The organism is Pseudocitrobacter sp. 73 (assembly GCF_008369545.1).
Classification (GTDB): Bacteria; Pseudomonadota; Gammaproteobacteria; order Enterobacterales; family Enterobacteriaceae; genus Pseudocitrobacter; species Pseudocitrobacter vendiensis.
On sequence record NZ_VTZO01000006.1, the window covers coordinates 38,619 to 63,155 of the forward strand.

Below are 24,537 nucleotides of genomic sequence, written 5' to 3' on the forward strand. Positions count from 1 at the left end.
ACTTAATTTTCGACTGCCGGGCTGAGATATGTCAGGGAAGTCTGCGGGAGGGCGAGGCAATTACCGTCCTGATTTTGGTTAAGGACGGTAATTGATTGCGGCTTATTGCATGAGGAATTTTTCGAGGAACTGACGGGTACGCGCCTGCTGCGGATTAGCAAACAGCGCTTTCGCCTCGCCCTGCTCCACAATGCGTCCCTGATCCATAAATATGGCCCGGTCGGCGACATCGCGCGCAAAACTCATCTCGTGCGTCACAATCACCATGGTACGTTTCTCCTGAGCCAACTGGCGAATGGTGTTCAGCACCTCGCCGACCAGTTCGGGATCCAGCGCAGACGTCGGCTCATCAAACAGAATCACATCCGGGCGCATTGCCAGCGCGCGGGCGATAGCCACACGCTGCTGCTGACCGCCGGATAAGCGGCGCGGATAGCTCCCCTCTTTCCCGGTCAGGCCCACTTTCGCCAGTAACTCACGCGCGCGCGCGCTGGCTTCAGCCTTATTTTCCCCTTTCACAATCACCGGGCCTTCAATGATATTTTCCAGTACCGTCCGGTGGGGAAACAAATTGAAGCTCTGGAAGACAAACCCCACATGCTGACGCAGACGGCGAATTAGCCCCTTCTGCTGGCTGATGGATTTTGCCGTGTCGATGGTAATATCACCCACCCGAATGGTGCCGCCTTCCGGCTGTTCCAGCAAATTAATGCTGCGCAGAAGCGTGGTTTTCCCCGAGCCGCTCGGCCCGATAATCGCCACAACTTCACCTTCGTTTACCTGCAAATCGATGCCATGCAGCACCGTCTGACCATGGAACTTTTTCACCAGGTTTTTTACATCGATGGCACTCATTTTGGATCACGCTCCTGGCGGTTAAGCTGATTTTCAAAGTAGTTTTGCAGCGAGGAGAGCACCGTCGCCATCACCCAGTAGATCAACGACGCCGCGAGATACATGGTGAACACTTCCAGCGTGCGCGAAGTGATCAGTTGCGCCTGACGGAACAGCTCCGGTACCTGAATCGTCGCCGCAAGCGAGGTGTCTTTCACCAGGCTAATAAAACTGTTCGACAGCGGCGGCAGCGCAACCCGCGCAGCCTGCGGCAGAATCGCCCGGCGCAGCGTTTGCCACGGCGTCATCCCGATACTGGCGGCCGCTTCCCACTGGCCTTTATCGATAGAAGAGATCGCCGCACGCAGCGTTTCAGACGTATACGCCGCCGTATTCAGCGACAGACCAATCATCGCCGACGGGATAGGATCTAATTCAATGCCAAACTGCGGGAGGCCGTAGTAAATCATAAACAGCTGTGCGATAAGCGGCGTTCCGCGGAAAATAGAGATGTAGAATCGCGCCAGCCAGCGCACCGGCCAGATTTGCGACATGCGCATCAGCGCCAGCAGGAACCCCAGCACCAAACCAAAAAACATGCCGCCAATACTCAATTGCAGCGTGAATACCGCGCCTTTGAGCAGATAGGGCAGCGAATCAACAACCAGTTGTATACTCTCTTGCATAAGTCTTTTTCTACGTTAGATATGCGGATGATAGGCGAAGAGCGCAGGCGCGCCGCCCGTATGAACAAACAGAATCGGCCCTTCATCCTTAAAGCGTTTCTGCGTAATACCGTCGATAAGCCCGGCCATCGCTTTGCCGGTATAGACCGGGTCCAGCAGAATGCCTTCGAGGCGAGAAAGCAGTTTCACCGCTTCCATGCCAGCTTCATTTGGCATGCCGTAAGCCGGGGCAAAATAGTCATCCCACAGCAGAATATCGGCACTGGCGCTCACCTCAAGGCTTTCGGCAACGGCCTGCTGCAGCGTCACCACTTTTGGTTTTTGGTCCGCGACACTGCGCGAAACGGTGACACCAATCAGTTCCGCATCCGGCATCACCTGCTCAAGGCCCACCGCCAGCCCGGCGTGAGTACCTGCGCTACCTGACGCCACCACCACGGAAGAAATCGCCACCGCACCTTCACACTGTTGCGCGATTTCCAGCGCGCTTTCGACATAACCCAGCGCACCCAGCGCGTTAGAGCCGCCTACCGGAATGACGTAGGGACGAAAACCCTGTGCTTCGATGCGCGTCGCCAGTTCAGCCAGCTGTGCGTTCGGATCGGTCAGCGCGTCGCACATTTCCACCTGGGTATTGAACAGATCCAGCAGCAGGCGGTTACCGTTGGTCAGATAGTTTTCCGCCGTGGTGCCAATCGGGTTTTCCAGCAGCGCCACGCAGTGCAGGCCGAGCTTCGCGGCTACGGCAGCGGTCTGGCGCACGTGGTTCGACTGAATGGCCCCGGCGGTAATCAGCGTATCCGCGCCTTCACGCAGCGCATCTGCCGCCAGAAATTCCAGTTTACGCAGTTTATTGCCGCCCATCGCCAGCGGCGTGACGTCATCGCGTTTGATAAAAATGTCGCGCCCTAAGTAATCGGAAAAACGCGGCAGATATTCCAGCGGCGTCGGCGCGCCAATAAATTCGAGGCGCGGGAAGCGCGTTAAGTTTTGCAGAGACATGAAACCTCCTGACTAAATTCTCTTGATTATGCACCCAGTTGCCGCGGAAATAAAAAAAGGCGCTCTGTTAGCGCCTTTTTTAAGCAACTTCGATTATTTCGTCACGTCAGCGCCGAACCATTTCTCAGACAGCGCTTTCATGGTGCCGTCTTTCTGCATGGCATCGATCGCGCCATCAATCGCTTTCAGCAGGTCTTCATTGCCTTTGCGCAGCGCCACGCCAGATTCCTGGTGAGAGAACGCTTCACCAGTGACGGCCAGCGTGTCATTGGTTTTCTTCACCATATCCAGCGCTGCCAGGCGATCAACCAGAATGGCGTCAACACGGCCTACGCGCAGATCCTGGAATTTCGTCGGGTCATCATCATAGGTGCGAACATCTACGCCCTGCACATTCTGACGCAGCCACTCTTCGTAGTTGGTGCCCAGACCCACGCCCACTTTTTTCCCTTTCAGGTCAGCCGGGGTTTTAATGGAACCTTCGTTGCCTTTTTTCACCAGCGCCTGAATACCGGAGATGGTATACGGGGTAGAGAAATCATATTTTTTCTGACGTTCAGGTGAAATGGTCACCTGGTTTATCGCCACATCAATGCGTTTGGAATCCAGTGACGCCAGCATCCCGTCCCATTTGGTCGGTTTAAGGTCTGCTTTTACGCCCAGATGTTTCGCCAGGTCGTTGGCGAAATCGACTTCAAAACCGGTCAGTTTGCCATCGTCGCCCTGGAAGCTGAACGGCGGATAGGTGCCTTCCAGACCAACGCGCAGCGTGCCGCGCTCTTTCACCTGGTTAAGCAGATTTTCCGCTGCAAACGTGTTCGCGCTGACACCTGCCATCAGAGCCACTGCCATCACGCCCATCAGTGCCTGACGACCGAAAAGTGCTAATTTCATTATACCCCCGAAAAGATTGCTTTTTTTGTAGTGTAGGCCGTTTGTGAAAACAGACAAACACCAGACAGTTATAAGCTATTCCGTTTTAATATATATCAGAGGTCGCGGGATACGCGAGGTTCTGACCCGGTACCATGCCAGCCCGATTAACAAATTGCGTATATTTTCGTAGCGCAATACGATAATTATTGGTGCTGGTCAGCGGCAGCCAGGGAATTAATATCTCATCCGGCGCGCCTTTCTGCAGCAGGTTTCGGGGAATATTATTTTTAACCAGATGCTCGCCCAGACGCCGTAAGCGCACGACATACTCACGCACCGTGCCGGGGCTCATTTCGGTCTGTTCAAAGAGAAACTGCTTAAAGCCAATGATATCAAAGAAATCACTCTGCTCTTTGCAGTGCAGGTCGCCACAGAAGCGGCATAGCGCAGCCCACTCGCCACGCTGCTGTAACCAGGTCTCCTCGTCCATCAGCATATCCAGACGGGCGATGGCGAGTTTGTTAACGATTTCGCCAAGGCGAACAAGCGTCACCCGATCGAGCGCTTTATGGCAGTGAGTACAATGTGTTTGGCTGTGTTTAAAGTCTTTAAGGTAGCGGCTTAAAGGCCGTCTTTTTAATTGCTGCATAGTGGTGAAAACTCCACGTCGTCATTTCTTATGCGGCATTACTCCAGCTTACCCAGCTTAGTGCGCAGGCGTTTGATTGCCTGGCTATGCAACTGACTGACTCGCGACTCCCCCACTTCCAGTACCGCGCCAATCTCTTTCAGATTGAGCTCTTCCTGATAATAGAGCGTCAGCACCAATTTTTCCCGCTCTGGAAGGGCTTCGATAGCTTCCATCACGCGTAGTCGGAGATTCCCCTCCAGCAATTGGTGTAGCGGATTTTCCTGCTGATTTGCCTCCGTCACCATCTCGACGCTATCGCCATGCTCTTCCCGCCACTCATCGTAGGAGAACAACTGGCTATTATTGGTATCGAGCAGCATCTGACGGTACTCTTCAACGGGAATGCCCAACCGATGCGCAACTTCTGTTTCGGTCGCGTTACGGCCCAGTTCCTGTTCCAGTTGCCCCATCGCCTGCGCAACTTCACGCGCGTTACGCCGAACGCTACGCGGTGCCCAGTCCCGGCTGCGTAGTTCGTCCAGCATCGCCCCACGGATGCGTTGCACTGCGTAAGTGGTAAATGCCGTGCCCTGCAGAGCGTCGTAGCGTTCAACGGCATTCAATAACCCTATGCCGCCCGCCTGGAGCAAATCGTCAAGTTCCACACTCGCCGGCAATCGCACCTGCAGGCGCAGTGCCTCATGGCGCACCAGAGGTACGTAACGTTGCCATAGCGAGTGTTTATCCATTACACCATCAGCGGTATAGAGTGAATTCACGATAAACAGCCCTGCATTAATTAAGTTATCGGCATAATTATCCGTTTCTGCATAATTTTTAATTGAGGGAATAGTGGGTGAAATGAGGGGTTATTTGCGCAGTCGGGGAAGTGGAAACGTGAAAAACCCCGCCGGAGCGGGGTTTGCGAGGCATTCAGGCGATTAGCCCTGCAGCAGAGACAGAACCTGCTGAGGAACCTGGTTGGCTTTCGCCAGCACGGAGTTACCGGCCTGCTGAATGATCTGCGCTTTCGACATGTTGGACACTTCGGTCGCATAGTCGGCGTCCTGAATACGGGACTGCGCTTCAGACAGGTTGGTGGTGGTGTTGTTCAGGTTGGTGACCGCAGAATCCAGACGGTTTTGTACCGCACCGAGGGAGGAGCGGAATTTGTCGATCTGGCTGATAGCGTCGTCAAGGGCAGCCAGCGGATTAGCTGTTTTAGCCTGCGCGGATAAATCAGCCTTATCCCCTTTAGTTACGGTGCCATCGGTCGCGATATCTGCTTTGTAATAATCAGCACCATCTTTGACGTAATAAACGCCAGTACCTTTCCCATCTGCATCCTGTGCTTCAAAGACACCATCACCAGTTTCACCTGTCAGTGTTGTCCCGCCTGAGGCCGGAGTCTTTTCATAGGTGGTTACTGCTGTTGAGAAAGTAGCAATACTACCGGACGCCACTTTAGTGGCTGCATCGGTTGAATCATAAGACGCTGCACCAGTTGTATCATCATAAGTGGCAGTGAAGTAATCAGCACCAACTTTCACGGCGTAATTACCGCCTCCGTCCGTGAACAAACCATCGGCTGCCGTACCGGCACCCGCATCATTAAAAGTAACCGGGGCCGTAACGGCTGGTGTTCCACCGATAGAGGTAGTCGCCGTTGCAGATAAGGTTGTTGCAGCAACGTCTTCTACGCTAAAGCCCTTTAAATTCAGAGTGGTCGAATCAATCTGTTGCAGATCGATAGTGATGGTCTGACCATCGTTAGCGCCAACCTGAATAGACATCTTGTCATTCTTAGCTAGCACATTCACGCCGTTGAACTGAGTCTGGCCAGATACGCGGTCAATCTCTTCCAGACGAGATTTGATTTCGTCCTGAATAGATGACAAATCAGATTTTGAGTTGGTGCCAGTTGAAGCCTGTACAGTCAGTTCACGCACACGCTGCAAGTTGTTGTTGATCTCAGACAGCGCGCCTTCAGTGGTCTGTGCCAGAGAAATACCGTCGTTGGCGTTACGTGCAGCCTGAGTCAGGCCCTTGATGTTAGAGGTAAAACGGTTAGCAATCGCCTGGCCCGCTGCATCATCCTTTGCGCTGTTAATACGCAAGCCAGATGACAGACGCTCAATAGAGCTGGACAGCGCAGACTGGTTTTTGTTGATGTTGTTCTGAGTGATCAGCGAGAGGCTGTTGGTATTAATGACTTGTGCCATGATTTCTTTTCCTGTTTTCAAGTCTACGGTTTAGGTATTGGGCTTCCACCCTTCGGCTTCGTCGCCGTCAAACCTGTTATCGTCTGGTCACTCACAACCTTTAGAATTTTTTTCTAGCCGCCGAAATACTCTCCTCACACCGTCCTATTCTCGCCATTAAATACGCAAAATTAATCGTAAACTTTGCGCCATTCCCGCCGATAACCCCGGTATTCGTTCTACGTGTCACACGATTAAGGAATTCATAATGGCAAGTATTTCAACGCTGGGCGTCGGGTCGGGTTTGGATCTGAGCGGCATTCTGGACAGTCTTGAGGCGGCGCAAAAATCGACGCTGACGCCAATTTCAAAACAGCAGAGTTCATATACCGCGAAACTGAGCGCCTACGGCACATTAAAAAGCGCGCTGGAAACCTTTCAGACTGCCAACACTGCGCTGAATAAAGCCGACCTTTTTACCGCCACCTCCACCACCAGCAGCAGCACCGCGTTCAGCGCCACCACCACCGGGAGCGCGATTGCCGGGAAATACACCATCAGCATCACTCAGCTGGCGCAGGCGCAAACGCTGACCACCAAAAACAGCCAAACCGACACCAAAACCGCTATTGCCAGCAGTGACAGCGTGCTGACTATCCAGCAGGGCGGCGGGAAAGATCCGGTGACCATTGATATCAGCGCGGCCAACTCCTCGCTAACCGGTATCCGCGACGCCATCAACAATGCAAAAGCAGGCGTCAGCGCCAGTATTATCAACGTCGGCAACGGACAGTATCGCCTCTCGGTGACCTCGAACGATACGGGCAGCGCCAACGCAATGACCCTGAGCGTGAGCGGTGACAGCGCCCTGCAAAGCTTTATGGGCTACGACCCGAAAGCGTCCAGCAACGGCATGGAAGAGAGCGTCACCGCGCAGAACGCCAAACTGACGGTCAACAACGTTCCGATTGAAAACAGCAGCAACACCATCAGCGATGCGCTGGAAGATATCACCCTCAATCTGAATGATGTCACCACCGGCAACCAGACGCTGACCATCACCAAAGACACCTCAAAAGCTGAAAGCGCGGTGAAAGCATGGGTGGACGCTTATAACGCGCTGCAGGATACGTTTAGCAGCCTGACCAAATACACCGCCGTTGATGCGGGCGCAGAGAGCCAGGACACCAGCAACGGCGCACTGCTCGGCGATTCCACGCTGCGCACGATCCAGACGCAGTTGAAAACCCTGCTGGGCAATACGCACAGTAGTTCCGATTACAAAACGTTGTCGCAGATTGGCATTACCACCGACGCCAGCACCGGCAAGCTTGAATTGTCGACCGAAAAACTGCAGGCGGCGCTGAAAAAAGATGCCTCCGGCGTGGGCGATATGTTTATCGGCGACGGCAAAAATACCGGCGTCACTACCACGATTGGCAACAACCTCACCAGTTGGCTTTCTACCACCGGGATTATCCAGGCGGCGAAAGATGGCGTCAGTAAAACGCTGAATAATCTGACGGATCAGTACAACGCCGCCAGCGATCGTATCGACACAATGATGGCGCGCTACAAAGCGCAGTTCACCCAACTGGACGTGCTGATGAACTCCCTAAACTCGACCAGCAGCTACCTGACGCAGCAGTTCGATACGTCCAGCAGCAACTCTAAATAATTAGCAGGAGACGACATGTACGGCGCAAAAGGCACGCAGGCCTACGCACAAATCGGAGTAGAGAGCGCAGTCATGAGCGCCAGCCAGCCGCAGCTGGTGACCATGCTGTTTGACGGGGCCCTCAGCGCACTGGTTCGTGCTCGCCTGTTTATGCAGGACAATCAGTTAGAAGGTAAAGGGCTCTCGCTATCGAAGGCGATTAATATTATCGAAAACGGCCTGAAAGTGGGGCTGGATGAGAACAGCCGTGATGAACTCACACTGAATCTTATTTCGCTGTACAGCTATATGGTGCGACGCCTGTTGCAGGCTAATCTGCATAATGATGTCGCCGCCGTTGAGGAAGTGGAAGGCTTGCTGCGCAATATCGCAGATGCGTGGAAGGAGTCGTTACTTACGCCAAACTTGATTCAGGACGCCGTCTAATGAACCACGCACCGCACTTGTATATTGCCTGGCAACAGTTGGTTGAGAAAAGCAAAACGATGCTCCGCCTTGCCACACAGGGTTTGTGGGATGAATTGATCGCCAGTGAGATGGAGTACGTGCGTGCGGTGCATCAGGTCGCGGAGCTCACCCAGCAGAATCCGCCGTCGGGCGCCATTCAGGACCAGCTCCGCCCACTATTACGCGCCGTGCTGGATAACGAAGCCGAAGTAAAACGTCTTTTACAACTGAGGATGGATGAGCTGGCCACGCTTGTAGGTCAATCCTCCCTACAAAAATCGGTACTCACCACCTACGGTAATCAAGGGGGGCATGTTCTGTTGCCGCAAAGCAGCAACGACACCAGCCATTAATCCCCGCGGCGTGATTTTTGTCCAAATATCGCGCCGCACGCATTTCACACCTATATTACTTGTGTCGCCTTACACGGAGAGCAGGTATGCGCAACCCCACCCTTTTGCAATGTTTTCACTGGTATTACCCTACGGGCGGCGAATTATGGCCCGAAGTTGAGGCGCTTGCGCCGAACCTGAATGAAATAGGTATCAACATGATCTGGCTGCCGCCGGCCTATAAAGGCGCTTCTGGCGGCTATTCTGTAGGCTATGACAGCTACGATCTGTTCGATTTAGGCGAGTTTGATCAGAAAGGAACCGTTGCCACTAAATATGGTGATAAAGGTCAGCTACTGTCGGCTATTGACGCCCTGAAAAAGCACGATATCGCGGTACTGCTGGACGTGGTAGTGAACCACAAAATGGGGGCAGATGAGAAAGAGCGCATTCGCGTGCAGCGGGTTAACCAGGACGACCGCACGCAGATCGATGAAGAGATTGTGGAGTGCGAGGCCTGGACACGCTACACCTTCCCCGCGCGCGCGGGACAATATTCAAAATTCATATGGGATTACAAATGCTTCAGCGGGGTCGATCATATTGAAGATCCGACCGAAGACGGTATTTTCAAAGTCGTTAACGACTATACCGGCGAAGGCTGGAACGATCAGGTTGATGATGAGATGGGTAACTTTGATTACCTGATGGGCGAAAATATTGATTTTCGTAATCACGCGGTCACTGAAGAGATTAAATACTGGGCACGCTGGGTGATGGATCAAACCCACTGCGACGGTTTTCGTCTCGACGCGGTAAAACATATTCCGGCCTGGTTTTATAAAGAGTGGATTGAGCACGTTCAGGAGGTGGCGCCCAAACCGCTGTTTATTGTGGCCGAATACTGGTCGCATGAAGTGGACAAACTGCAACAGTATATCGATCAGGTCGACGGCCAGACGATGCTGTTCGATGCGCCATTGCAGATGCATTTCCATGAAGCCTCACGCATGGGCGCGGATTACGACATGAGCCAGATTTTCACCGGCACGCTGGTGGAAGCCGATCCCTTCCACGCGGTGACGCTGGTCGCCAATCACGATACCCAACCGCTTCAGGCGCTGGAGGCCCCGGTTGAAGCCTGGTTTAAACCGCTGGCCTATGCGCTGATCCTGCTGCGGGAAAACGGTGTGCCTTCCGTCTTTTATCCCGATCTTTTTGGGGCACACTATGAAGACACAGGTGGCGACGGCGACACTTACACCATCGATATGCCGGTGATTGAACAGCTACATGAATTAATCGACGCTCGCCAGCGCTTTGCCCACGGTGTGCAAACGCTGTGGTTCGATCATCCCAACTGTATCGCCTTCAGCCGCAGTGGCACTGACGACGCGCCGGGTTGCGTGGTGGTCATGTCTAACGGCGACGATGGCGAGAAAGCCATTACGCTTGGCGAAAATTACGCCAACAAACGCTGGAAGGATTTCCTCAATAACCGGGAAGAAATTGTTGAGACCGACGATGCGGGCAGCGCCACCTTCACCTGTAAGGGGGGAGGCGTCAGCGTGTGGGTTCTGGAGGATGTGCTGTAAAACAGACCCGGCGGGAGAACCGCCGGGTTAACACTTATTTGATGGGAACGATATCCGCAGGCACGCTGCTGGATTGCGTTTCCGGCTGCGTGGCTGGCAGCTCTGTCGGTAACGCGCTCGCCAGCGGTTTTTTCTCCAGCGCGGCGATACACTCGATGGTTGGGCGATCGACGCGTTGTAACGTCATGCCATCATAGTCCAGCGTACCGTTTTCGCGATCGACGGAATAGACATCGCGTTTTTCGGTCACGTTATACAGCTCATCCCCACGCAGCATCAGTTTGCCCGGCACGGCAATCGTACGCTGCCACTGACGGCAATCCAGCGTATCGCCATCACGGGTGACGATTAAACTGCCGATGGCTTCCGGGCTGACCAGCGAACGCTGTGGCCCTTTCGTTTGCCAGTAACCAACCAGCCCTTCTGGCGCGGGCGCTTTCACCACGTCTTTATAGTTCTCGACCTGCACGCAGCCTGCCAGCGTCATCAGCGCGGCAACCATTGCTAATTTTTTCATGATTCATCCTGCACACGGAGAAAAAAATATTGTGACATTATAGCCTTAAGCTCGCCACCCTTTCACGTCCGTTGTCTGAAATTGATCTGTTCGAGGTTTTACGCAAAAAGCATTCGCCAGATGAATATTGCAGCGTAGAATTCCCGCTCTTTCGATCCTTCTGAGTTCAGAGGCTAGCACCATGACCTGGCAACACTTCAAACAGGCGTACCTGATCAAATTCTGGGCCCCTGCCCCGGCGGTTATCGCGGCCGGTATTCTCTCCACCTATTATTTTGGTATTACCGGCACCTTCTGGGCGGTGACCGGCGAATTCACCCGCTGGGGTGGACAACTGCTGCAACTGGCAGGCGTTCACGCTGAAGAGTGGGGATACTACAAACTGATTCACCTCGACGGCACCCCGCTGACCCGCATCGACGGCATGATGATTATTGGCATGTTCGGTGGCTGCTTTGCCGCCGCGCTGTGGGCCAATAACGTCAAACTGCGCATGCCACGCAGCCGCGTGCGTATCCTGCAGGCCATCATCGGTGGCGCGATTGCCGGTTTCGGCGCGCGTCTGGCGATGGGCTGTAATCTGGCCGCATTCTTCACCGGGATCCCTCAGTTCTCGCTGCACGCCTGGTTCTTCGCCGTGGCAACCGCGATCGGTTCCTGGTTCGGCGCGCGCTTCACCCTGCTGCCGCTGTTTCGGATCCCGGTAAAAATGCAGAAAGTCTCTGCCGCATCGCCGTTAACGCAAAAACCGGATCAGGCGCGTCGCCGTTTCCGTCTGGGCATGCTGGTGTTTATCGGCATCGTTGGCTGGGGGCTGTTTACCGCCATCGATAAACCCAAACTCGGCCTCGCGATGCTGTTCGGCGTTGGCTTTGGCCTGCTGATTGAACGCGCGCAAATCTGCTTTACCTCAGCCTTCCGCGATATGTGGATCACCGGGCGCACGCATATGGCGAAAGCGATTATCTTCGGTATGGCGGCCAGCGCTATCGGTATTTTCGGTTATGTTCAGTTGGGAGCAGAAGCCAAAATCATGTGGGCGGGCCCAAATGCGGTGATTGGCGGTCTGCTGTTCGGCTTTGGTATTGTGCTGGCAGGCGGTTGCGAAACCGGCTGGATGTATCGCGCGGTGGAAGGTCAGGTACATTTCTGGTGGGTGGGCATTGGCAACGTCATCGGTTCAACCATTCTCGCCTACTACTGGGATGATATTTCCCCGGCACTGGCAACCAACTGGGATAAAGTCAACCTGCTCAACACTTTCGGCCCGACGGGCGGTCTGCTGGTAACTTACCTTCTGTTGTTTGCGGCGCTGATGCTGATCATCGGTTGGGAAAAACACTTCTTTAAACGCAAGAATCAGTCTGCCGTTGTCACGGCGAAGGAGATAGCATGAAAGATATCGTGCCTGATTACCGTCTGGATATGGTCGGCGAGCCGTGCCCGTACCCGGCAGTCGCCACGCTTGAAGCGATGCCGCAGCTGAAAAAAGGCGAAATTCTGGAAGTGGTGAGCGACTGCCCGCAGTCGATCAACAACATTCCACTGGACGCCCGCAACTACGGCTATACCGTGCTGGATATTCAGCAGGATGGGCCCACGATTCGGTATTTGATTCAGAAGTGAGTTGTTTGCACTCCCCTCACCCCGGCCCTCTCCCACAGGGAGAGGGCGAAAACCGACGCAGAATTCAACACTGAGCACAATCGGTTCCCTCTCCCTGTGGGAGAGGGTTAGGGTGAGGGGAACCCGCACGCACTTACCCATCAATTACACCTGCATGCCCATCACATGAGCATGTATTTTTCATAAACGACAAAGATCGTCCAAGAGCGCATTACATAACAGTTGGTTGGCGTCGTTAAAAACCATCCCTACCCAAGTTCCCCCAAGAATCCCCCTCCATTTATGTCCCATCCATGCCCCATTCCATTTCAGCAATTATCCTCTTCTATACTTTCAGTTCGACTACTGGAGGTTTCCATGTGCGGACGTTTCTCTCAATCAATGACCCGTGAAGATTACCTGGCGTTAATCGCTGAAGAGGCCGAGCGTGACATCCCGTTCGACCCGGAACCGATTGGCCGGTACAACGTGGCGCCAGGCACTAAAGTTTTGCTGTTGAGCGAACGAGACGAACAACTACACCTCGATCCGGTTTACTGGGGCTATGCTCCAGGATGGTGGGATAAGCCGCCTCTGATAAACGCACGTGTGGAAACCGCGGCCACCAGTAGGATGTTCAAACCACTCTGGCAACATGGCCGGGCGATAGTCTTTGCTGATGGCTGGTTCGAATGGAAGAAGGAAGGCGACAGGAAGCAGCCGTACTTCATTCATCGGGCGGACGGTAAGCCGATATTCATGGCAGCGATAGGCAGTACGCCGTTTGAACGTGGCGATGAAGCAGAAGGCTTTCTAATTGTCACGGCGTCTGCCGATAAAGGACTGGTCGATATTCACGACCGCAGGCCACTGGTCCTCTCACCGGAGGCAGCGCGCGAATGGATGAGGCAGGATGTAGGCGGGAAAGAAGCAGAGGAGATTGTTGCTGACGGTTCTGTGTCAGCAGATGCATTTATCTGGCACGCAGTCTCGCGCGCCGTCGGCAATGTGAAGAATCAGGGCCCGGAGTTAATCGAGCCCGTCTGATTAAATTACCGGGCTATCATCATCGGTGGCCCGGTTAATCAGATGCGTCAGAACTCCCTTCACATCCACCTCATCCAAAACATCACCTTCCAGAACCTCACCATCGACCGTTATCAGTGCATCACCTCTACGCCTGGCAAAGTGACAGCCTCCTGAGTACGAAATCAGGTAGGTGCTATCCGGCGAGGGCTTCATACCCTTCTCTATCACCGCAAGTCCATGCGATGTCTCAATCACCAGGCTGTTAGCCGTGACGCCGCAGATAGTCTCTATGGTGAGCGTGCGTTCAATATAGTCTTTTGCTGGCGATGGAAAACCCATGATTGCCCCCATACTTGACACTGGATAAAAACACAGTATAAATACTGTATATCCAACCAGTAAAGAGGGAAGCTAAAATGTTTGTGGAATTGGTTTATGACAAGCGCAATGTGGCAGGACTTCCGGGTGCTCGTGAAATCATCCTGTCAGAGCTTACTAAACGTGTTCACCGGATTTTTCCTGATGCAGATGTGAAGGTGAAACCGATGCAGGCGAACGCCCTAAACAGTGACTGTACGAAAACAGAGAAAGAGCGGCTTAACCGCATGCTTGAGGAAATGTTTGAAGAGTCTGATATGTGGATGGTGGCAGACTGATGGACATCGATAACATCATTATCTCTGGTGTCAGAATCTACTTTCCACCAGATAACATCCTACCCACTCCATCGCCGGATATGCTCACCTTTGCCGTAATTAGAGACGAAGAAGAGTTATCCGACTACTTTCTGATGATACACAAAGATGGAAGATGGGGCTTGGCCACTGCAAGACTTTTCAAAGAACCGGCTGAGGCTATCAGTACGGCAACCAAAATCGGGCAAAACATGTGGTGACAGCATTATTAACTTATATACTTTTTGCACGTGCCAGGGCATGAACAACCTGGCCGCTGCCGCAGCCCATTACGATAATCAGCGCGGCTGCGGCACTGTTAGTTAGCCCTGCTGAGAATCGGTCGGCTCTTCAGACTCGAACTTCCTCATCGCATCAATTGCCTCTTCCTGCTTTTGATTCCAGATACTGCAAGCTGGCATCTGAACACGAACAGAAACAAACTGATCTGTCGGAATATCGACCGGGTCTCCATCAGCCAGGCCATCAATTTCATTACGAGCGAACTCCGGTGCGCCGGGATTCGTACGATGATAGGTTTTTACAAGCACGGAACCATCTGCATTCACTTCATAATCAAGCCAGATTAACGGCTGCTTATTACGGTCTGTGGGGATATCAAAACCGCCGTCTATGCCACCCCAGGCAGCGTCAGCGTTCAGACCAGTGCAGCCTTCAATGAGATATTCTCCGACGCTCAGCCTTGTTACTGTACAGCCTTCAGATTCATCGTTGAGATGGCATGAACCATCGGTATAGACCTGCACGATTGGAGAGGCTGCTTTGAGCGTGCCATCGCTGGCTTTAGTTGTATTTCTGTTATTATAAAAAATAGTCCAACCTGTAACTTCACCAGATGCATTATAAAAACGAGTACCTAAATGCACGGCAGAACCTGAATAAATCCAGTCTATAAGAAACTTATGCCCCCATCCATATTGAGACAAAATAGCCCAGTGCTGGCCCGTAATGCCAGGCCCTGATGCCATACCATTTGAAGCATTTAATCCAATAGCAGAGTCACCTATAGGTAACAAATTAAAATTACTACCGAAATCGGATGCTTGATTACTGACTAGCATCGGTGTGGCTTTCATAAAGGCAGCATGGAGGTTGTTGGCCATCACGACATTATCTCCAGAATCCCCGACATCTTTCGTAGCGCTACTTCCTAAACCGAGGTTTGTGCGAGCGTCTGCTGCTGTCGTTCCGCCATGTCCACCTTGCGCTATTGGAACTGCCCCGTTAGAACCTTTCTGGGCCAATTTACCCAGTGCGGGAATAGTAACGCTGACTCCATTAATCGTTACGGTTACGCTCTGATTTGCTGAAGTGCTGGCGAACGTCTCCCATGCTCCGATATTCTCGTCGTACTCATTAATGAGCTGAGACATACTCTGCGCCAGGCCATCGACTGAGAGGCTATCGGTAACGAGGATGCCGTACTTCTGTCCGCTCAGTGCCGGTGACGCAGCCGGGGTAACGGTTAACGATGTGCCGCTGTTGATAGCGGTAATCTGAAACATCTGGACCGGGTTAGAGAGCACAATAATGGTCTGGCTCACGCGAATCTGGCTTGCCGCTGCTGTCCAGTTCGTCCCGGTGCCGGTTGCGGTATTCCCGTTGATGCTGATGGTACCGGTGTTATAAATCATATTTTCTCCAGGCATAAAAAAACCCGCCGGAGCGGGTTTGAAGTTTAATAAATGTATGAACTGACTATATCGTTAAATATTCGGTAGAATAGCGAATGGAATCTTTAGGCCGTATGGCTTTAAGGTATTTGCCCACGACACCTGATTTCGATTTATCCAGACAGCCTGCAGCGTGCCTCCCGAGAATTTAAAAAACAAACCTGAATATCCGGAAACAGTACCGTCTGTATTGATATTCCCCGGGCAGTCGCTGGCCAGTAACCAGCTGTTCGTTCCAATGCTCTGTGAATAGGCTGTGTTATCTAAATCATAATTTGCAGGTATTTCAAAGAAGCCTGTCACGCGCGGTATTTTTGCAGCTGTCACGGCTGACCAGACAAGCTTTCCCTGGGCGTTGAACACATCGACATAGCCACTTGTGGTTGTGACATCATAGCCAGTACGAGCCATTGTTCCCGCATTAGCCGTCATGTAAGGGTAACCGAAGATAACCTTCGCATTGTTATTGAACTTGAACCACTGCAAATCGTTATTGTAAGGAAAGGGGTTTATTGCAAATCCCATATCCGTACCGTTGCCAAGTGGCGTTGAAATTTCGAAATAGCCAGTATCGGAAATGGTAGAGTAAACTTTTGAATCACGATAATAAGTACAGTAAAAGTCAGAGTCGACCACCTTCGCCCCTGCTGTATTAAAGGACTGGAATCCGCTCATATGAATGCATACACATTAACAGTCACTGTATGGGCATAAGCATATTTTAAAAGAATAAATGTTCTTATCCCTCCATCGTATGCCCGACAGTAGTAATATCCAATTTCACGGCCCGCTGATACCGATACTGGCACCGCAAAGTAACCAGCTGCTGTTGCACCTGCATAACTTGTGGTAACGACCGTCGCACTTGCAGGTACTGAAATAACCAGAGAGCCCACATAACGACAATTATAATCACCAATGTCAGCGACAAGATTGCCTGATGCATCCCAGCATTGTACCCCTTGAGGCATAATCAACTCCTTACCATAAGCCCATACGAACGCGCAGAACATTATTGTTATCGTAAATCTGAATCAATGTATTACTGATAACCATCCGACCGGTTCCCGCGCTGCCATTTATATAAAATGTTCCGTCTTTATTGATGTGCCAGCCGGTGCTGTTCGCGACATAGTTATTGGACTGAATGTAGTTACCGATTTTGGCGTTGCTGATAGTTCCATCACCGATTACGGTATCCCGGATAATCGTCTGTCCATTCTGAATAACGAACGGTAGCGTCGTCACGCCGCCGACAGCCGTTGTCACGGCAAAGCGGTCCGCCAGGAATACCACCTGCGACTGCATGCCGCTGGGCGTGTTCTCAACGCCAATCCCCATGCCCGCCGCGTAGTATTGCCCGTTGCTGGCCAGACCAACTTTGATTGAGTACAGCGCGGATAAATCGCCATTAATATCGGCAATTGCGTTAGCGTTCGTCGTGATGGAGGACGTATGCCCTTCCACCGTCGCGGTGATGGCGTTGATTTGTGTCGCCGTCGCCTGCTGATAATTCGAAACAGTCTGGCTCAGGCTGTTAATCGAGGCTTTATTACCGGCGACGTCCGTCTCAAGGCTCAGCAGTGATTCGGCTGTTGCCTGCTTCTCATCGACGATAACCTGATCGATGCGGTCCAGCTGCGCGCTGTTTCCGGCAACCGTGGCTGAGAGCGTTTTCCGCGTGGCGACCTGCGCCAGGTTGCTCTGGATAATGGCAATCGCTGAGTTCTTGACCCCTCCCGTCATGCCGTCCATAGACACACTGATGCTGTCGATTCGCTGGCCCAGCGCGGTATCAGCCGTCGCAACGGTCTGCTCAAGCTCAGAGAGGGAAGACGACACTTCACCGACCGTACTCGAAAGCTCATTAACGCTGGTCTGAACCTTCCCGACGTCCTGGGCATTTTTGGCGATATCCTTCGCCTGCTGCTCCAGTTCCTCGTTAGCCTGTTTAATATCATCAGCCATGCCAGCGACTTTCTCACTGGTGTCGACGGCATTCTCAATCAGGTCTTTGAAAACCACTGAGTCCTTCATATCCTCCAGGATTGCATCGGTGATATCGGATACATCGATGCTGGCCTGTCCGCGCACCCAGTCGGTCCATCCGCTCTGATTCCCGATCCTGTCGACAAGCCGTGCCTGGTACCAGAATTCCTGCCCCGCCTTCAGCCCCATCTGCTGATAAAGTTTCTGCGGATACGGTACAGATGCCAAAAGCATCGGATTCGAACCGTCAGCGGCAATGCTGTATTGCAGCTCAGTGCTCAGGGTGTCGCCGGTATTCGCCGGGAATCCCCAGGTGACGTTAATCCCGAATACGACGTCTTCGGAGGCTTTAAGCCCGACAGGTTTGGGTACATCACCCGCGCGTCCCTTCAGGTGTGTAAGCGCGGAAGTTGCCCAGAGACTCGATGCACCGCCGGAGTTGATCGCGCGTACACGGACCAGATAATCACCCTCGAAGATGCCAGGCACTTCGATATTGCGAAGACCGGTCTCCGGTACGTTAACCCACTCATTGTCGCCGCGCTTCCACTGCACCCGATAGGCTATGACATCCGCCTGTGGTTTGCCGTTCTTGTCGACCGGCGCATCCCAGGATGCCGTCAGGGTAGCCACTCGCTGCCCCTGGCGCACTGCGTCATAGCTCGCTACCGCGATATTGGTCGGCTGGTTAACGAGGCCGGTTGGTATCAGACTGATTGGCGGCGTGTCCAGGCGGGCATTGTTGTCGACCGCATCATATTTTGATGCGTTATATTCGGCCCCGGTGATTGTGAAGGTGTTTTCTTCATCATCAAATCTCAGGTTCGTAACACGGAAGTATTGCAGGCGCAACTGCCCGGCATCGATGACGAAAACAGCGTTGGGTAACGGCTCTGCCGTGAAAGGCGTGGCGACCACCAGCTGCGTGCCGTTTACGGCCTGGATCACCCTGCTTTCAACGGTACCGCCCCGTGTGCGGATCATCAGCGTGTCACCCGCAACGGCACTGGTTCCCCGATCGGTTGTCACAGCCTTCAACCCGGCGTTATATCCGGTTATACGCCCGCCATAAACACGCCCTGAAAGGCGTTCGTCAGCAAATGCAAACACGGTACCCGGCACGTAGACATAGCCATCAAGCCCGGTCTGTAGCGTGATAATCCGGTCGAGTGAGTTGGAATACACAGCCCACCCGCCACGGCGCTGTGCTTCGCTCTCGCGCGTACAGCCGATTGCGGTGATCTGCGTCTGCTTAAACTTGAACTGCTTAACCAGGTCCGGGAACATCACCGCTGTTGTGCGGTCCTGGTAGTGATTGTCAGGGTCGCTGAAGTTAATCAGCGCGCTGGAGAAGCGGGTCTTTTCACTGCCGCTCGAGTAAACCGGTTTGCCCACCACCGAAGCGCGGGTAAGGATTTGCAGCTTCGACGTATCCGCCGGCATGTCCGAGACAACATTGAACATGTTGTTGCCCCAGAACGTCATGCCATTGAACCCTGCGGCGATGTCTTTGATTACCTGCCACGCATCAGCCTGCGACTGGATGTAGACATCAAACATGAAGCGCGGCTCGGTACCGTCGCCACCCTTCCCGTCAGGTACTTTCTGATCGCAACGCTGGGCAATACGGTAAAGCTCCCACTTATCCAGCATCTGCGCCGTGACGCGTCGGCCAAGTCCGAAACGCGGCTCAGTGAGCACATCGAACCAGATCCATGCCGGGTTATTCGTCCAGCCCCACTTAAACGTCCCGTCCCATGTGCCGCTATAGGTTCGGGCTATCGGATCGTAATTCGAAGGGATGCGGATAATGCGCCCCTTAGGTTTACAGGAAACCTTCGGGATATTGTTGAACGATTTGGCGTTGAACGACACATACAGCAGCGCCGTATGGGGATAACGCAGGCGCGCATCAATCACCTCAGTGATTGCCTGTACCTGCGTTTTATTCTGCAACATCTGGCTGGTGCTGTCATCGGTGTCACGCACCACGCGAATCTGCCAGCCTGTACTGGCTTTCGGAAGATTAATGCGATGGGTCAGTTCATAGAGAGAACTGAGTTTCTCTGTCACGGTTTTAGTCATGACTGTCGAGTAAGCGCCACCGTCCACCGCCAGATCAATATGGTACTGAACCGTAGTGCCGACAATATCCGCATCGTTTTCCTGCTGCTGTAACCCAGGGATGCCAATACGAACCAGCACCGCGTCAATCTGGGTGTTACTCAGTGCGCGGGTCCATGGTGTGGCCTTTGTCAGCGATACCCCAACCGTAGTTTCATTCTCGACTGCAGGGAATCCCGGTATTGGTGTCTGGGTCTGTGTGCCAGGCCGGAAATCCCATGACACATTTTCAAAATTCATCGTTCCGTCGGGATTTCCCAACGGCGTACCGTCCAGGAATATCCGGGTCGCATCCAGGCCACCAGCAAACTCCCCCTCCCCGAGCGCCAGCAGCATGCGGCAGCGTGCCATTGACTGAGCCGAATCGGGCTGTTCTACAGGTGTGTGCTGCTTCTGGCTGCCACCCTTTGCACCAGTGATCGCTTCCATATTACATCCATAAAAAAAGCACCCAATTGGGTGCTTGATATTCAGAAAGGAGTTTTCAGATGTCTTCTGCGACTATGCCGGCACTGATGATGGCGCCGCCAATCTCGCGCTCACCATAAAGAAGCGCCACCGGGTTACCCATCGCAAGGGTATTCACCGAGCCACCGAAGGCATATGAGGGTTTATTGTCAGGATCGTCTCGCCCCTGTAACCCTTTGGGCTGGGGCGAAAGCATCTGGTAAATACCGCCGGCCATCATTGACGCGCCCGACATGATAAGTCCGGCCCCAAAGGTCAGGCCAACGCCTGTCCAGTTGGTCGTTACTCCAATAATTACGCCAGCAACAACCATCACGGCGCCGAGGATTGTCTGGAACATGCCGGCCTTCTTCGCCCCTTCCATAACTGGCGCTATGCGAATATCGCTATCGCCTGCCAGCTCCTGGAAGTCCTGCACGCCTATGTTGCGCTTACCGCGAAACACCGCGAAGGTCATGCCATTTTTTTTTGCATTCATTAGATAGTCTTCCAGCCCGTCGAAGTTGATACACAGGGCTTTGACCGCTTCGGCAGATGTCTGCACTGCCAGTTTATGCACGCGCCCGAACCGGGCGCCCAGTGCGCCATACAATCGAATCGTGGTTAAACGCGCCATGGCTTTATCTCCTGCGGCAGGTCTTTGTGACGAACGCAGATCATCGTGCGGTCTTTGAAATAGCCGCGGGCATACGGGGTAATACATGAAGGCTGGCCGTAAAGGTGATGGAGCAGTTCACCTTCTTCAGTGATGATGCCCGCATGGTTCCACTTATCGGAATCAACCTGCATGATGACCATACAGCCAGGTGCCGGATCGCACTCGACGAACCCTTCCCGCTCCCAGTTTTCGAAATAGAGGTTGTCCGGGTACTGGCTTTCCCACCATGGGTAATCGACGCGAAAATCGTTCAGCGTGACGCCCTGGATGGCATGCCAGTCCATAATCAGCCCCCAGCAGTCATTCGAGCCCAGGATAAACGGACGCCCAATAAGTGGCACCGCCTCCGGCATTATCTCGGCGTATTCATCGCTGTCCGGAGCGTAAATACCCCATACCACGCCGGAGTTATTGCACTGTTGTCGGTCCAGATCGGACGGAATAGGCCGGGCACCGTCGCCAGGGTGGGAGTGGATGACGCGAATAATCGTCCCCGCATCCTCGGCATTTGCCCAGTGCTCGCCGTCAATCCGGAAATGCTCTGTCGGATTTTCGTGCGTATTCGGCACGGGAATGTAGCGCTGGCGACGGCCAGACTGAATAACGAAGCCACAGCACTCGCGTGGGGATTCCTCCAGTGCATGCGCCCGGATAGCTGCCATTATGGTTTTATTCATTGGTACGTCCGGTTATCGGGAAAAAAGCACGGTGGCTGGATAGCCCCCAAAATCAAGGGTCGCGGTATTAGGCTCTGCCAGCCCGGCACCAAACCGCTTACGGCAGTCACTCAGGCAGCCGCCGCACACATCCAGCGCCGGGTCAGCGACAGGATTACCCTTCGCATCAAAATACGCCGTGCCGTTGTAGGTGCAGCCGTCGCCGCTACGGTATTGCCCGCGCAGCGCCCACTCGCAGAGGGAGGTGATTTGCCGTGTAGGAATGACCAGATTTTGCAAATCGGCCGGGCTGCTGAGTGACCAGGTAACTACCTCGTCGTCTTCGGAGGTTTTGGTGTCAAGCCAGAAGGTCTGAAGCGTGAACATCGACGGGTCGGCTGTAGGATTTACACCGCCAGGAAAATTCACGGCATCGAGATAAACCGCGTAAGTGTCGATAATGCTCACTTTAGCGTTAACCATATCCTTAAATTGCAGGCACAGCGCAGTGATATGGCCGTCAAGGTTTGAGACACTGAGAGTGGGCTCCGCTGCCTGGTCTGTTGATAGCTCCAGGCCTGAAACCTGAAACGGCCAAAAATCGTAGGTATTGCCACCGAAGAAGATAGGCTTGGGTCCGAGCTTTTGTTCATCTCCATTGGCAGCATCAATTTCTTCCGGCGTATGGGGGAAAGGTGCGTAGTGGAAACGGTGGATACCACCACTGAACTCTGAGGCGTCAACTTCAACCAGGCGGACTCTGCCACCTGGTGCCAGCATCGCCGCCTGATCGACTAATGCCATTATGCGTACACTCCGTAAGCCCGTTTGATGGTGAACGTCAACTCAGCATATTTGCTGCTGATCTGCGTTTTACGAACCGAATCGGCTACGACGCGGTAAAGTCCCTTCTCTTCACCTGGCGGCGTAATGATGAAAGCTTTCACGGTATGAGCGAGGAGAAAATCACGAATCCTGTCCACTTCCGACTCGTTGCCCGTGTGCTTCATATGGACCTGAATAGCCGTGGAGTTAATCCCGTTATCGGCCACCTGCTCGTAGCCATCACCGAACTGCGCCGCGCGTACTGCCTGACTATATTCAATCGCCCCAGCACCGAGCTGCGAGCGCCAGCTGTATGTTTCAACTGCCATATTTACTCCATAAAAAAACCCGCCGAAGCGGGTTATATAATTCAGTATTGGTCGGCAGAAAAACCGCCTCTTAGCGGATTCAGTTATTCGATATGATTCGGATGTAGTGTGAAGTCGCCACGAGAGCCTGAAGCGAATTTCCGCCTGTTGCACATAACGTTCTGGAATCGTACTCTCGAGACCAGTGGCATAACCAATTTTCCAGGTCATCCACTGAATAATCCTTACGAGCCAAACCCTCTGCGATGGTTACGACCTCATCACTGGGTGCTGTAAGCTCATATCCATTCAGCAACAGGAATACGTAACCAGCCATCATGGCAGTTCGTTTGTTTGCATTTGCGAATGGATGATTCTGGATCAGGCTTTCAATCAGAACAGCAGACAGACGAAACATGTCGTCTGTCTGCTCATAATATCGAATTGTACTTGGTCGTGACTGGGAAGAACTGAGGTTGTTCGGATTCAGTACGCCTATAGGTTCATTTGGCGTCTGAGTCTCGATCAGAGACCTGTTGATGTAAACGATATCTTCGATGGAAAGATAATTGACTCCCTCAACATACTCTGTCGTCATCCGTTTTTACTCAGACCTTTGAAAGTTCTTCCATCGCCTTCTCGTAACGAGCAAACCCGAACTCAAAGGCGTTTTTTACTTGACCAGTATGTGAACAAGCTTCGCTGATCGCTGCACGAGGTTTCGCCACCGTGGATTTGTCACGAGGCGGAATGTACAAGCGATCTGCCTTTTTTAATGCGTGACCCATGATTATCACCCTCATGCACGTTTGGCAGTGCTTTCTCAAATTGTAGGATGTAAACACATCCAAAGATTTCATGACCACTTTAAGTGGTTGAGGACAATTTAATACCATTCGTCATATTTGAGCAATGGGCCCATGTCTGAAGATGGATGCATGTTCGACGAACTTAATCGCGGCCACTTTGCAAGTTAACACCATTTTCGCAGAAATTACCCTCAGGTAATAGTAAACTATTGTCACGTTCTCGGGAGATAGGCCGAGCCTATGATCCTCTTCACACGTTCAAGAATGGCATAAAAAGCACTTTTTGCACAAAATGCATGGTTTGGTTGGAATGCACGACAACAAAGATTGCTGTAGTATTTGGCCCCATCTGAAAGAGGCGCTCAGATTTTGACCACACACCGCCCCCCCGGCGAAAACAAAAAGCCCCGCGTTAGCGAGGCTTGGTTTTGGTTGAAAGCATGGGAGGGAAAGATATCAAACCATTTTGGTTTAACTTCCATTCATTTCTACAAGCCGGTAATCAGTCTTCCCATCCTTGTCTTCAATACATTCAGCCCTGAATTTCTGCTCAAGACCAAATTTATTTTTGGCGCTAAACTCCTGCGTGGCGTAAAACTTACCGTCATCACCGAGCCATCTGTTCGAGCCAAACACCGACATATCCAGGGTGCTTTTGTTAATGACTGACATCCTTACGTAAGCTTCACACGCGCTTCTCAACTCATCCAGCTTCTTATCAGATAACGCTTTGGCTTCCTCAGCTTTCAATTCGTCATCAGTTTTCAGACTAAGTCTCGCTGCCACAAGGACAACAACTAAAAGTAAAATGAGCAAACCAATGGTTTTGAGTATCTTCTTAAAGATTTTTTTTAACACAATCATCCCCTGATTTTTATGGTTTTCATCATATTAACCAG

Annotated in this window: 28 protein-coding genes and 1 pseudogene; 9 read left to right on the plus strand and 20 right to left on the minus strand. The window is 52.7% G+C overall.

All coding sequences use genetic code 11. The features are described from left to right. Positions 1–102: 102 nt before the first annotated feature. The 7 genes from tcyN to F0Q32_RS05015 form a co-directional block, all read right to left on the minus strand. Entirely contained in the window at positions 103–855 is a 753-nt protein-coding gene (gene tcyN, locus F0Q32_RS04985) for an L-cystine ABC transporter ATP-binding protein TcyN (protein WP_149462192.1), read from the minus strand. Then, positions 852–1,520 (minus strand): cystine ABC transporter permease, encoded by a 669-nt coding sequence (gene tcyL / locus F0Q32_RS04990; RefSeq protein ID WP_149462193.1) that lies wholly within the window; start codon positions 1,518–1,520, stop codon positions 852–854. Before tcyL ends, tcyN begins: the two co-directional genes overlap by 4 nt. Before the next feature lie 15 nt (positions 1,521–1,535). Beyond that, entirely contained in the window at positions 1,536–2,522 is a 987-nt protein-coding gene (dcyD, locus tag F0Q32_RS04995) for a D-cysteine desulfhydrase (protein WP_015963962.1), read from the minus strand. A 93-nt stretch (positions 2,523–2,615) separates the two neighbouring features. Beyond that, positions 2,616–3,416: a cystine ABC transporter substrate-binding protein gene (gene tcyJ / locus F0Q32_RS05000; RefSeq protein ID WP_015963961.1), complete on the minus strand. Its 801-nt coding sequence runs from the start codon at positions 3,414–3,416 to the stop codon at positions 2,616–2,618. 85 nt (positions 3,417–3,501) lie between these two features. Further along, positions 3,502–4,047, minus strand: a complete 546-nt coding sequence (gene fliZ / locus F0Q32_RS05005; protein WP_149462194.1) for a flagella biosynthesis regulatory protein FliZ — start codon at positions 4,045–4,047, stop codon at positions 3,502–3,504. A gap of 38 nt (positions 4,048–4,085) precedes the next feature. After that, positions 4,086–4,808 carry an RNA polymerase sigma factor FliA gene (locus F0Q32_RS05010; protein ID WP_113857143.1) on the minus strand — a complete coding sequence of 241 codons (723 nt, stop codon included), beginning with the start codon at positions 4,806–4,808 and terminating at the stop codon, positions 4,086–4,088. Between the two features lie 162 nt (positions 4,809–4,970). Beyond that, positions 4,971–6,251, minus strand: coding sequence for a FliC/FljB family flagellin (locus F0Q32_RS05015; RefSeq protein WP_149462195.1), 1,281 nt, complete (start codon positions 6,249–6,251; stop codon positions 4,971–4,973). 247 nt (positions 6,252–6,498) lie between these two features. Between F0Q32_RS05015 and fliD the strand changes: the two genes are divergently transcribed. The 4 genes from fliD (at position 6,499) to amyA (ending at position 10,282) form a co-directional block, all read left to right on the plus strand. Then, positions 6,499–7,908 (plus strand): flagellar filament capping protein FliD, encoded by a 1,410-nt coding sequence (gene fliD, locus F0Q32_RS05020; RefSeq protein WP_149462196.1) that lies wholly within the window; start codon positions 6,499–6,501, stop codon positions 7,906–7,908. A 15-nt stretch (positions 7,909–7,923) separates the two neighbouring features. Next, on the plus strand, positions 7,924–8,334 hold the full coding sequence (fliS, locus tag F0Q32_RS05025) for a flagellar export chaperone FliS (protein WP_149462197.1): 411 nt from the start codon (positions 7,924–7,926) through the stop codon (positions 8,332–8,334). Beyond that, a complete protein-coding gene (fliT, locus tag F0Q32_RS05030) occupies positions 8,334–8,708 on the plus strand; it encodes a flagella biosynthesis regulatory protein FliT (RefSeq protein ID WP_149462198.1) in 375 nt (124 codons plus the stop codon). Before fliS ends, fliT begins: the two co-directional genes overlap by 1 nt. Before the next feature lie 86 nt (positions 8,709–8,794). Beyond that, positions 8,795–10,282: an alpha-amylase gene (gene amyA, locus F0Q32_RS05035; protein ID WP_149462199.1), complete on the plus strand. Its 1,488-nt coding sequence runs from the start codon at positions 8,795–8,797 to the stop codon at positions 10,280–10,282. A gap of 106 nt (positions 10,283–10,388) precedes the next feature. On the opposite strand, the pseudogene yedD reads toward amyA, so the two are convergent. Beyond that, a pseudogene (yedD, locus tag F0Q32_RS05040) lies at positions 10,389–10,799 on the minus strand (lipoprotein YedD); the annotation flags it as partial. A 181-nt stretch (positions 10,800–10,980) separates the two neighbouring features. Between yedD and yedE the strand changes: the two are divergent. The 3 genes from yedE (at position 10,981) to F0Q32_RS05055 (ending at position 13,451) form a co-directional block, all read left to right on the plus strand. Next, a complete protein-coding gene (yedE, locus tag F0Q32_RS05045) occupies positions 10,981–12,195 on the plus strand; it encodes a selenium metabolism membrane protein YedE/FdhT (protein ID WP_149462201.1) in 1,215 nt (404 codons plus the stop codon). Beyond that, positions 12,192–12,425, plus strand: coding sequence for a sulfurtransferase-like selenium metabolism protein YedF (yedF, locus tag F0Q32_RS05050; protein ID WP_108475236.1), 234 nt, complete (start codon positions 12,192–12,194; stop codon positions 12,423–12,425). Before yedE ends, yedF begins: the two co-directional genes overlap by 4 nt. Positions 12,426–12,782: 357 nt before the next feature. Beyond that, positions 12,783–13,451, plus strand: a complete 669-nt coding sequence (locus tag F0Q32_RS05055) for an SOS response-associated peptidase (RefSeq protein WP_149462202.1) — start codon at positions 12,783–12,785, stop codon at positions 13,449–13,451. Here F0Q32_RS05055 and F0Q32_RS05060 read toward each other — a convergent pair whose 3' ends face one another. Beyond that, complete coding sequence (locus F0Q32_RS05060) at positions 13,452–13,772, minus strand: hypothetical protein (protein ID WP_188016828.1); 321 nt, start codon at positions 13,770–13,772, stop codon at positions 13,452–13,454. Between the two features lie 77 nt (positions 13,773–13,849). Between F0Q32_RS05060 and F0Q32_RS05065 the strand changes: the two genes are divergently transcribed. Both F0Q32_RS05065 and F0Q32_RS05070 read left to right on the plus strand, forming a co-directional pair. Beyond that, on the plus strand, positions 13,850–14,089 hold the full coding sequence (locus F0Q32_RS05065) for a DinI family protein (RefSeq protein WP_149462204.1): 240 nt from the start codon (positions 13,850–13,852) through the stop codon (positions 14,087–14,089). Next, positions 14,089–14,328, plus strand: a complete 240-nt coding sequence (locus F0Q32_RS05070) for a hypothetical protein (protein WP_149462205.1) — start codon at positions 14,089–14,091, stop codon at positions 14,326–14,328. The genes F0Q32_RS05065 and F0Q32_RS05070 overlap by 1 nt, the downstream gene beginning before the upstream one ends. Positions 14,329–14,430: 102 nt before the next feature. On the opposite strand, the gene F0Q32_RS05075 is transcribed toward F0Q32_RS05070, so the two are convergent. The 11 genes from F0Q32_RS05075 to F0Q32_RS05125 all read right to left on the minus strand — a co-directional run bounded on the left by F0Q32_RS05075 (position 14,431) and on the right by F0Q32_RS05125 (position 24,496). Then, positions 14,431–15,762, minus strand: coding sequence for a phage tail protein (locus F0Q32_RS05075; RefSeq protein ID WP_149462206.1), 1,332 nt, complete (start codon positions 15,760–15,762; stop codon positions 14,431–14,433). Between the two features lie 72 nt (positions 15,763–15,834). Then, positions 15,835–16,437 (minus strand): hypothetical protein, encoded by a 603-nt coding sequence (locus F0Q32_RS05080; RefSeq protein WP_255475148.1) that lies wholly within the window; start codon positions 16,435–16,437, stop codon positions 15,835–15,837. Between the two features lie 35 nt (positions 16,438–16,472). Next, a complete protein-coding gene (locus F0Q32_RS05085) occupies positions 16,473–16,772 on the minus strand; it encodes a hypothetical protein (protein WP_147251875.1) in 300 nt (99 codons plus the stop codon). 10 nt (positions 16,773–16,782) lie between these two features. Beyond that, positions 16,783–20,343, minus strand: a complete 3,561-nt coding sequence (locus tag F0Q32_RS05090; RefSeq protein WP_149462208.1) for a host specificity protein J — start codon at positions 20,341–20,343, stop codon at positions 16,783–16,785. A gap of 55 nt (positions 20,344–20,398) precedes the next feature. Next, positions 20,399–20,998, minus strand: a complete 600-nt coding sequence (locus F0Q32_RS05095; protein ID WP_054528465.1) for a tail assembly protein — start codon at positions 20,996–20,998, stop codon at positions 20,399–20,401. Next, the gene (locus F0Q32_RS05100; protein WP_149462209.1) at positions 20,986–21,717 is read right to left on the minus strand and encodes a C40 family peptidase; all 732 of its coding nucleotides are present in this window, start codon (positions 21,715–21,717) and stop codon (positions 20,986–20,988) included. The genes F0Q32_RS05095 and F0Q32_RS05100 overlap by 13 nt, the downstream gene beginning before the upstream one ends. A gap of 12 nt (positions 21,718–21,729) precedes the next feature. Continuing rightward, a complete protein-coding gene (locus F0Q32_RS05105; RefSeq protein WP_188016829.1) occupies positions 21,730–22,500 on the minus strand; it encodes a phage minor tail protein L in 771 nt (256 codons plus the stop codon). Continuing rightward, positions 22,500–22,850, minus strand: a complete 351-nt coding sequence (locus tag F0Q32_RS05110) for a phage tail protein (protein WP_149462211.1) — start codon at positions 22,848–22,850, stop codon at positions 22,500–22,502. The genes F0Q32_RS05105 and F0Q32_RS05110 overlap by 1 nt, the downstream gene beginning before the upstream one ends. Before the next feature lie 79 nt (positions 22,851–22,929). After that, positions 22,930–23,427 (minus strand): type II toxin-antitoxin system death-on-curing family toxin, encoded by a 498-nt coding sequence (locus tag F0Q32_RS05115; protein WP_149462212.1) that lies wholly within the window; start codon positions 23,425–23,427, stop codon positions 22,930–22,932. Positions 23,428–23,437: 10 nt separating this feature from the next. After that, positions 23,438–23,617, minus strand: a complete 180-nt coding sequence (locus tag F0Q32_RS05120) for a hypothetical protein (protein ID WP_016156674.1) — start codon at positions 23,615–23,617, stop codon at positions 23,438–23,440. A gap of 492 nt (positions 23,618–24,109) precedes the next feature. Further along, positions 24,110–24,496, minus strand: a complete 387-nt coding sequence (locus F0Q32_RS05125; protein ID WP_127341916.1) for a hypothetical protein — start codon at positions 24,494–24,496, stop codon at positions 24,110–24,112. Positions 24,497–24,537 lie beyond the last annotated feature (41 nt).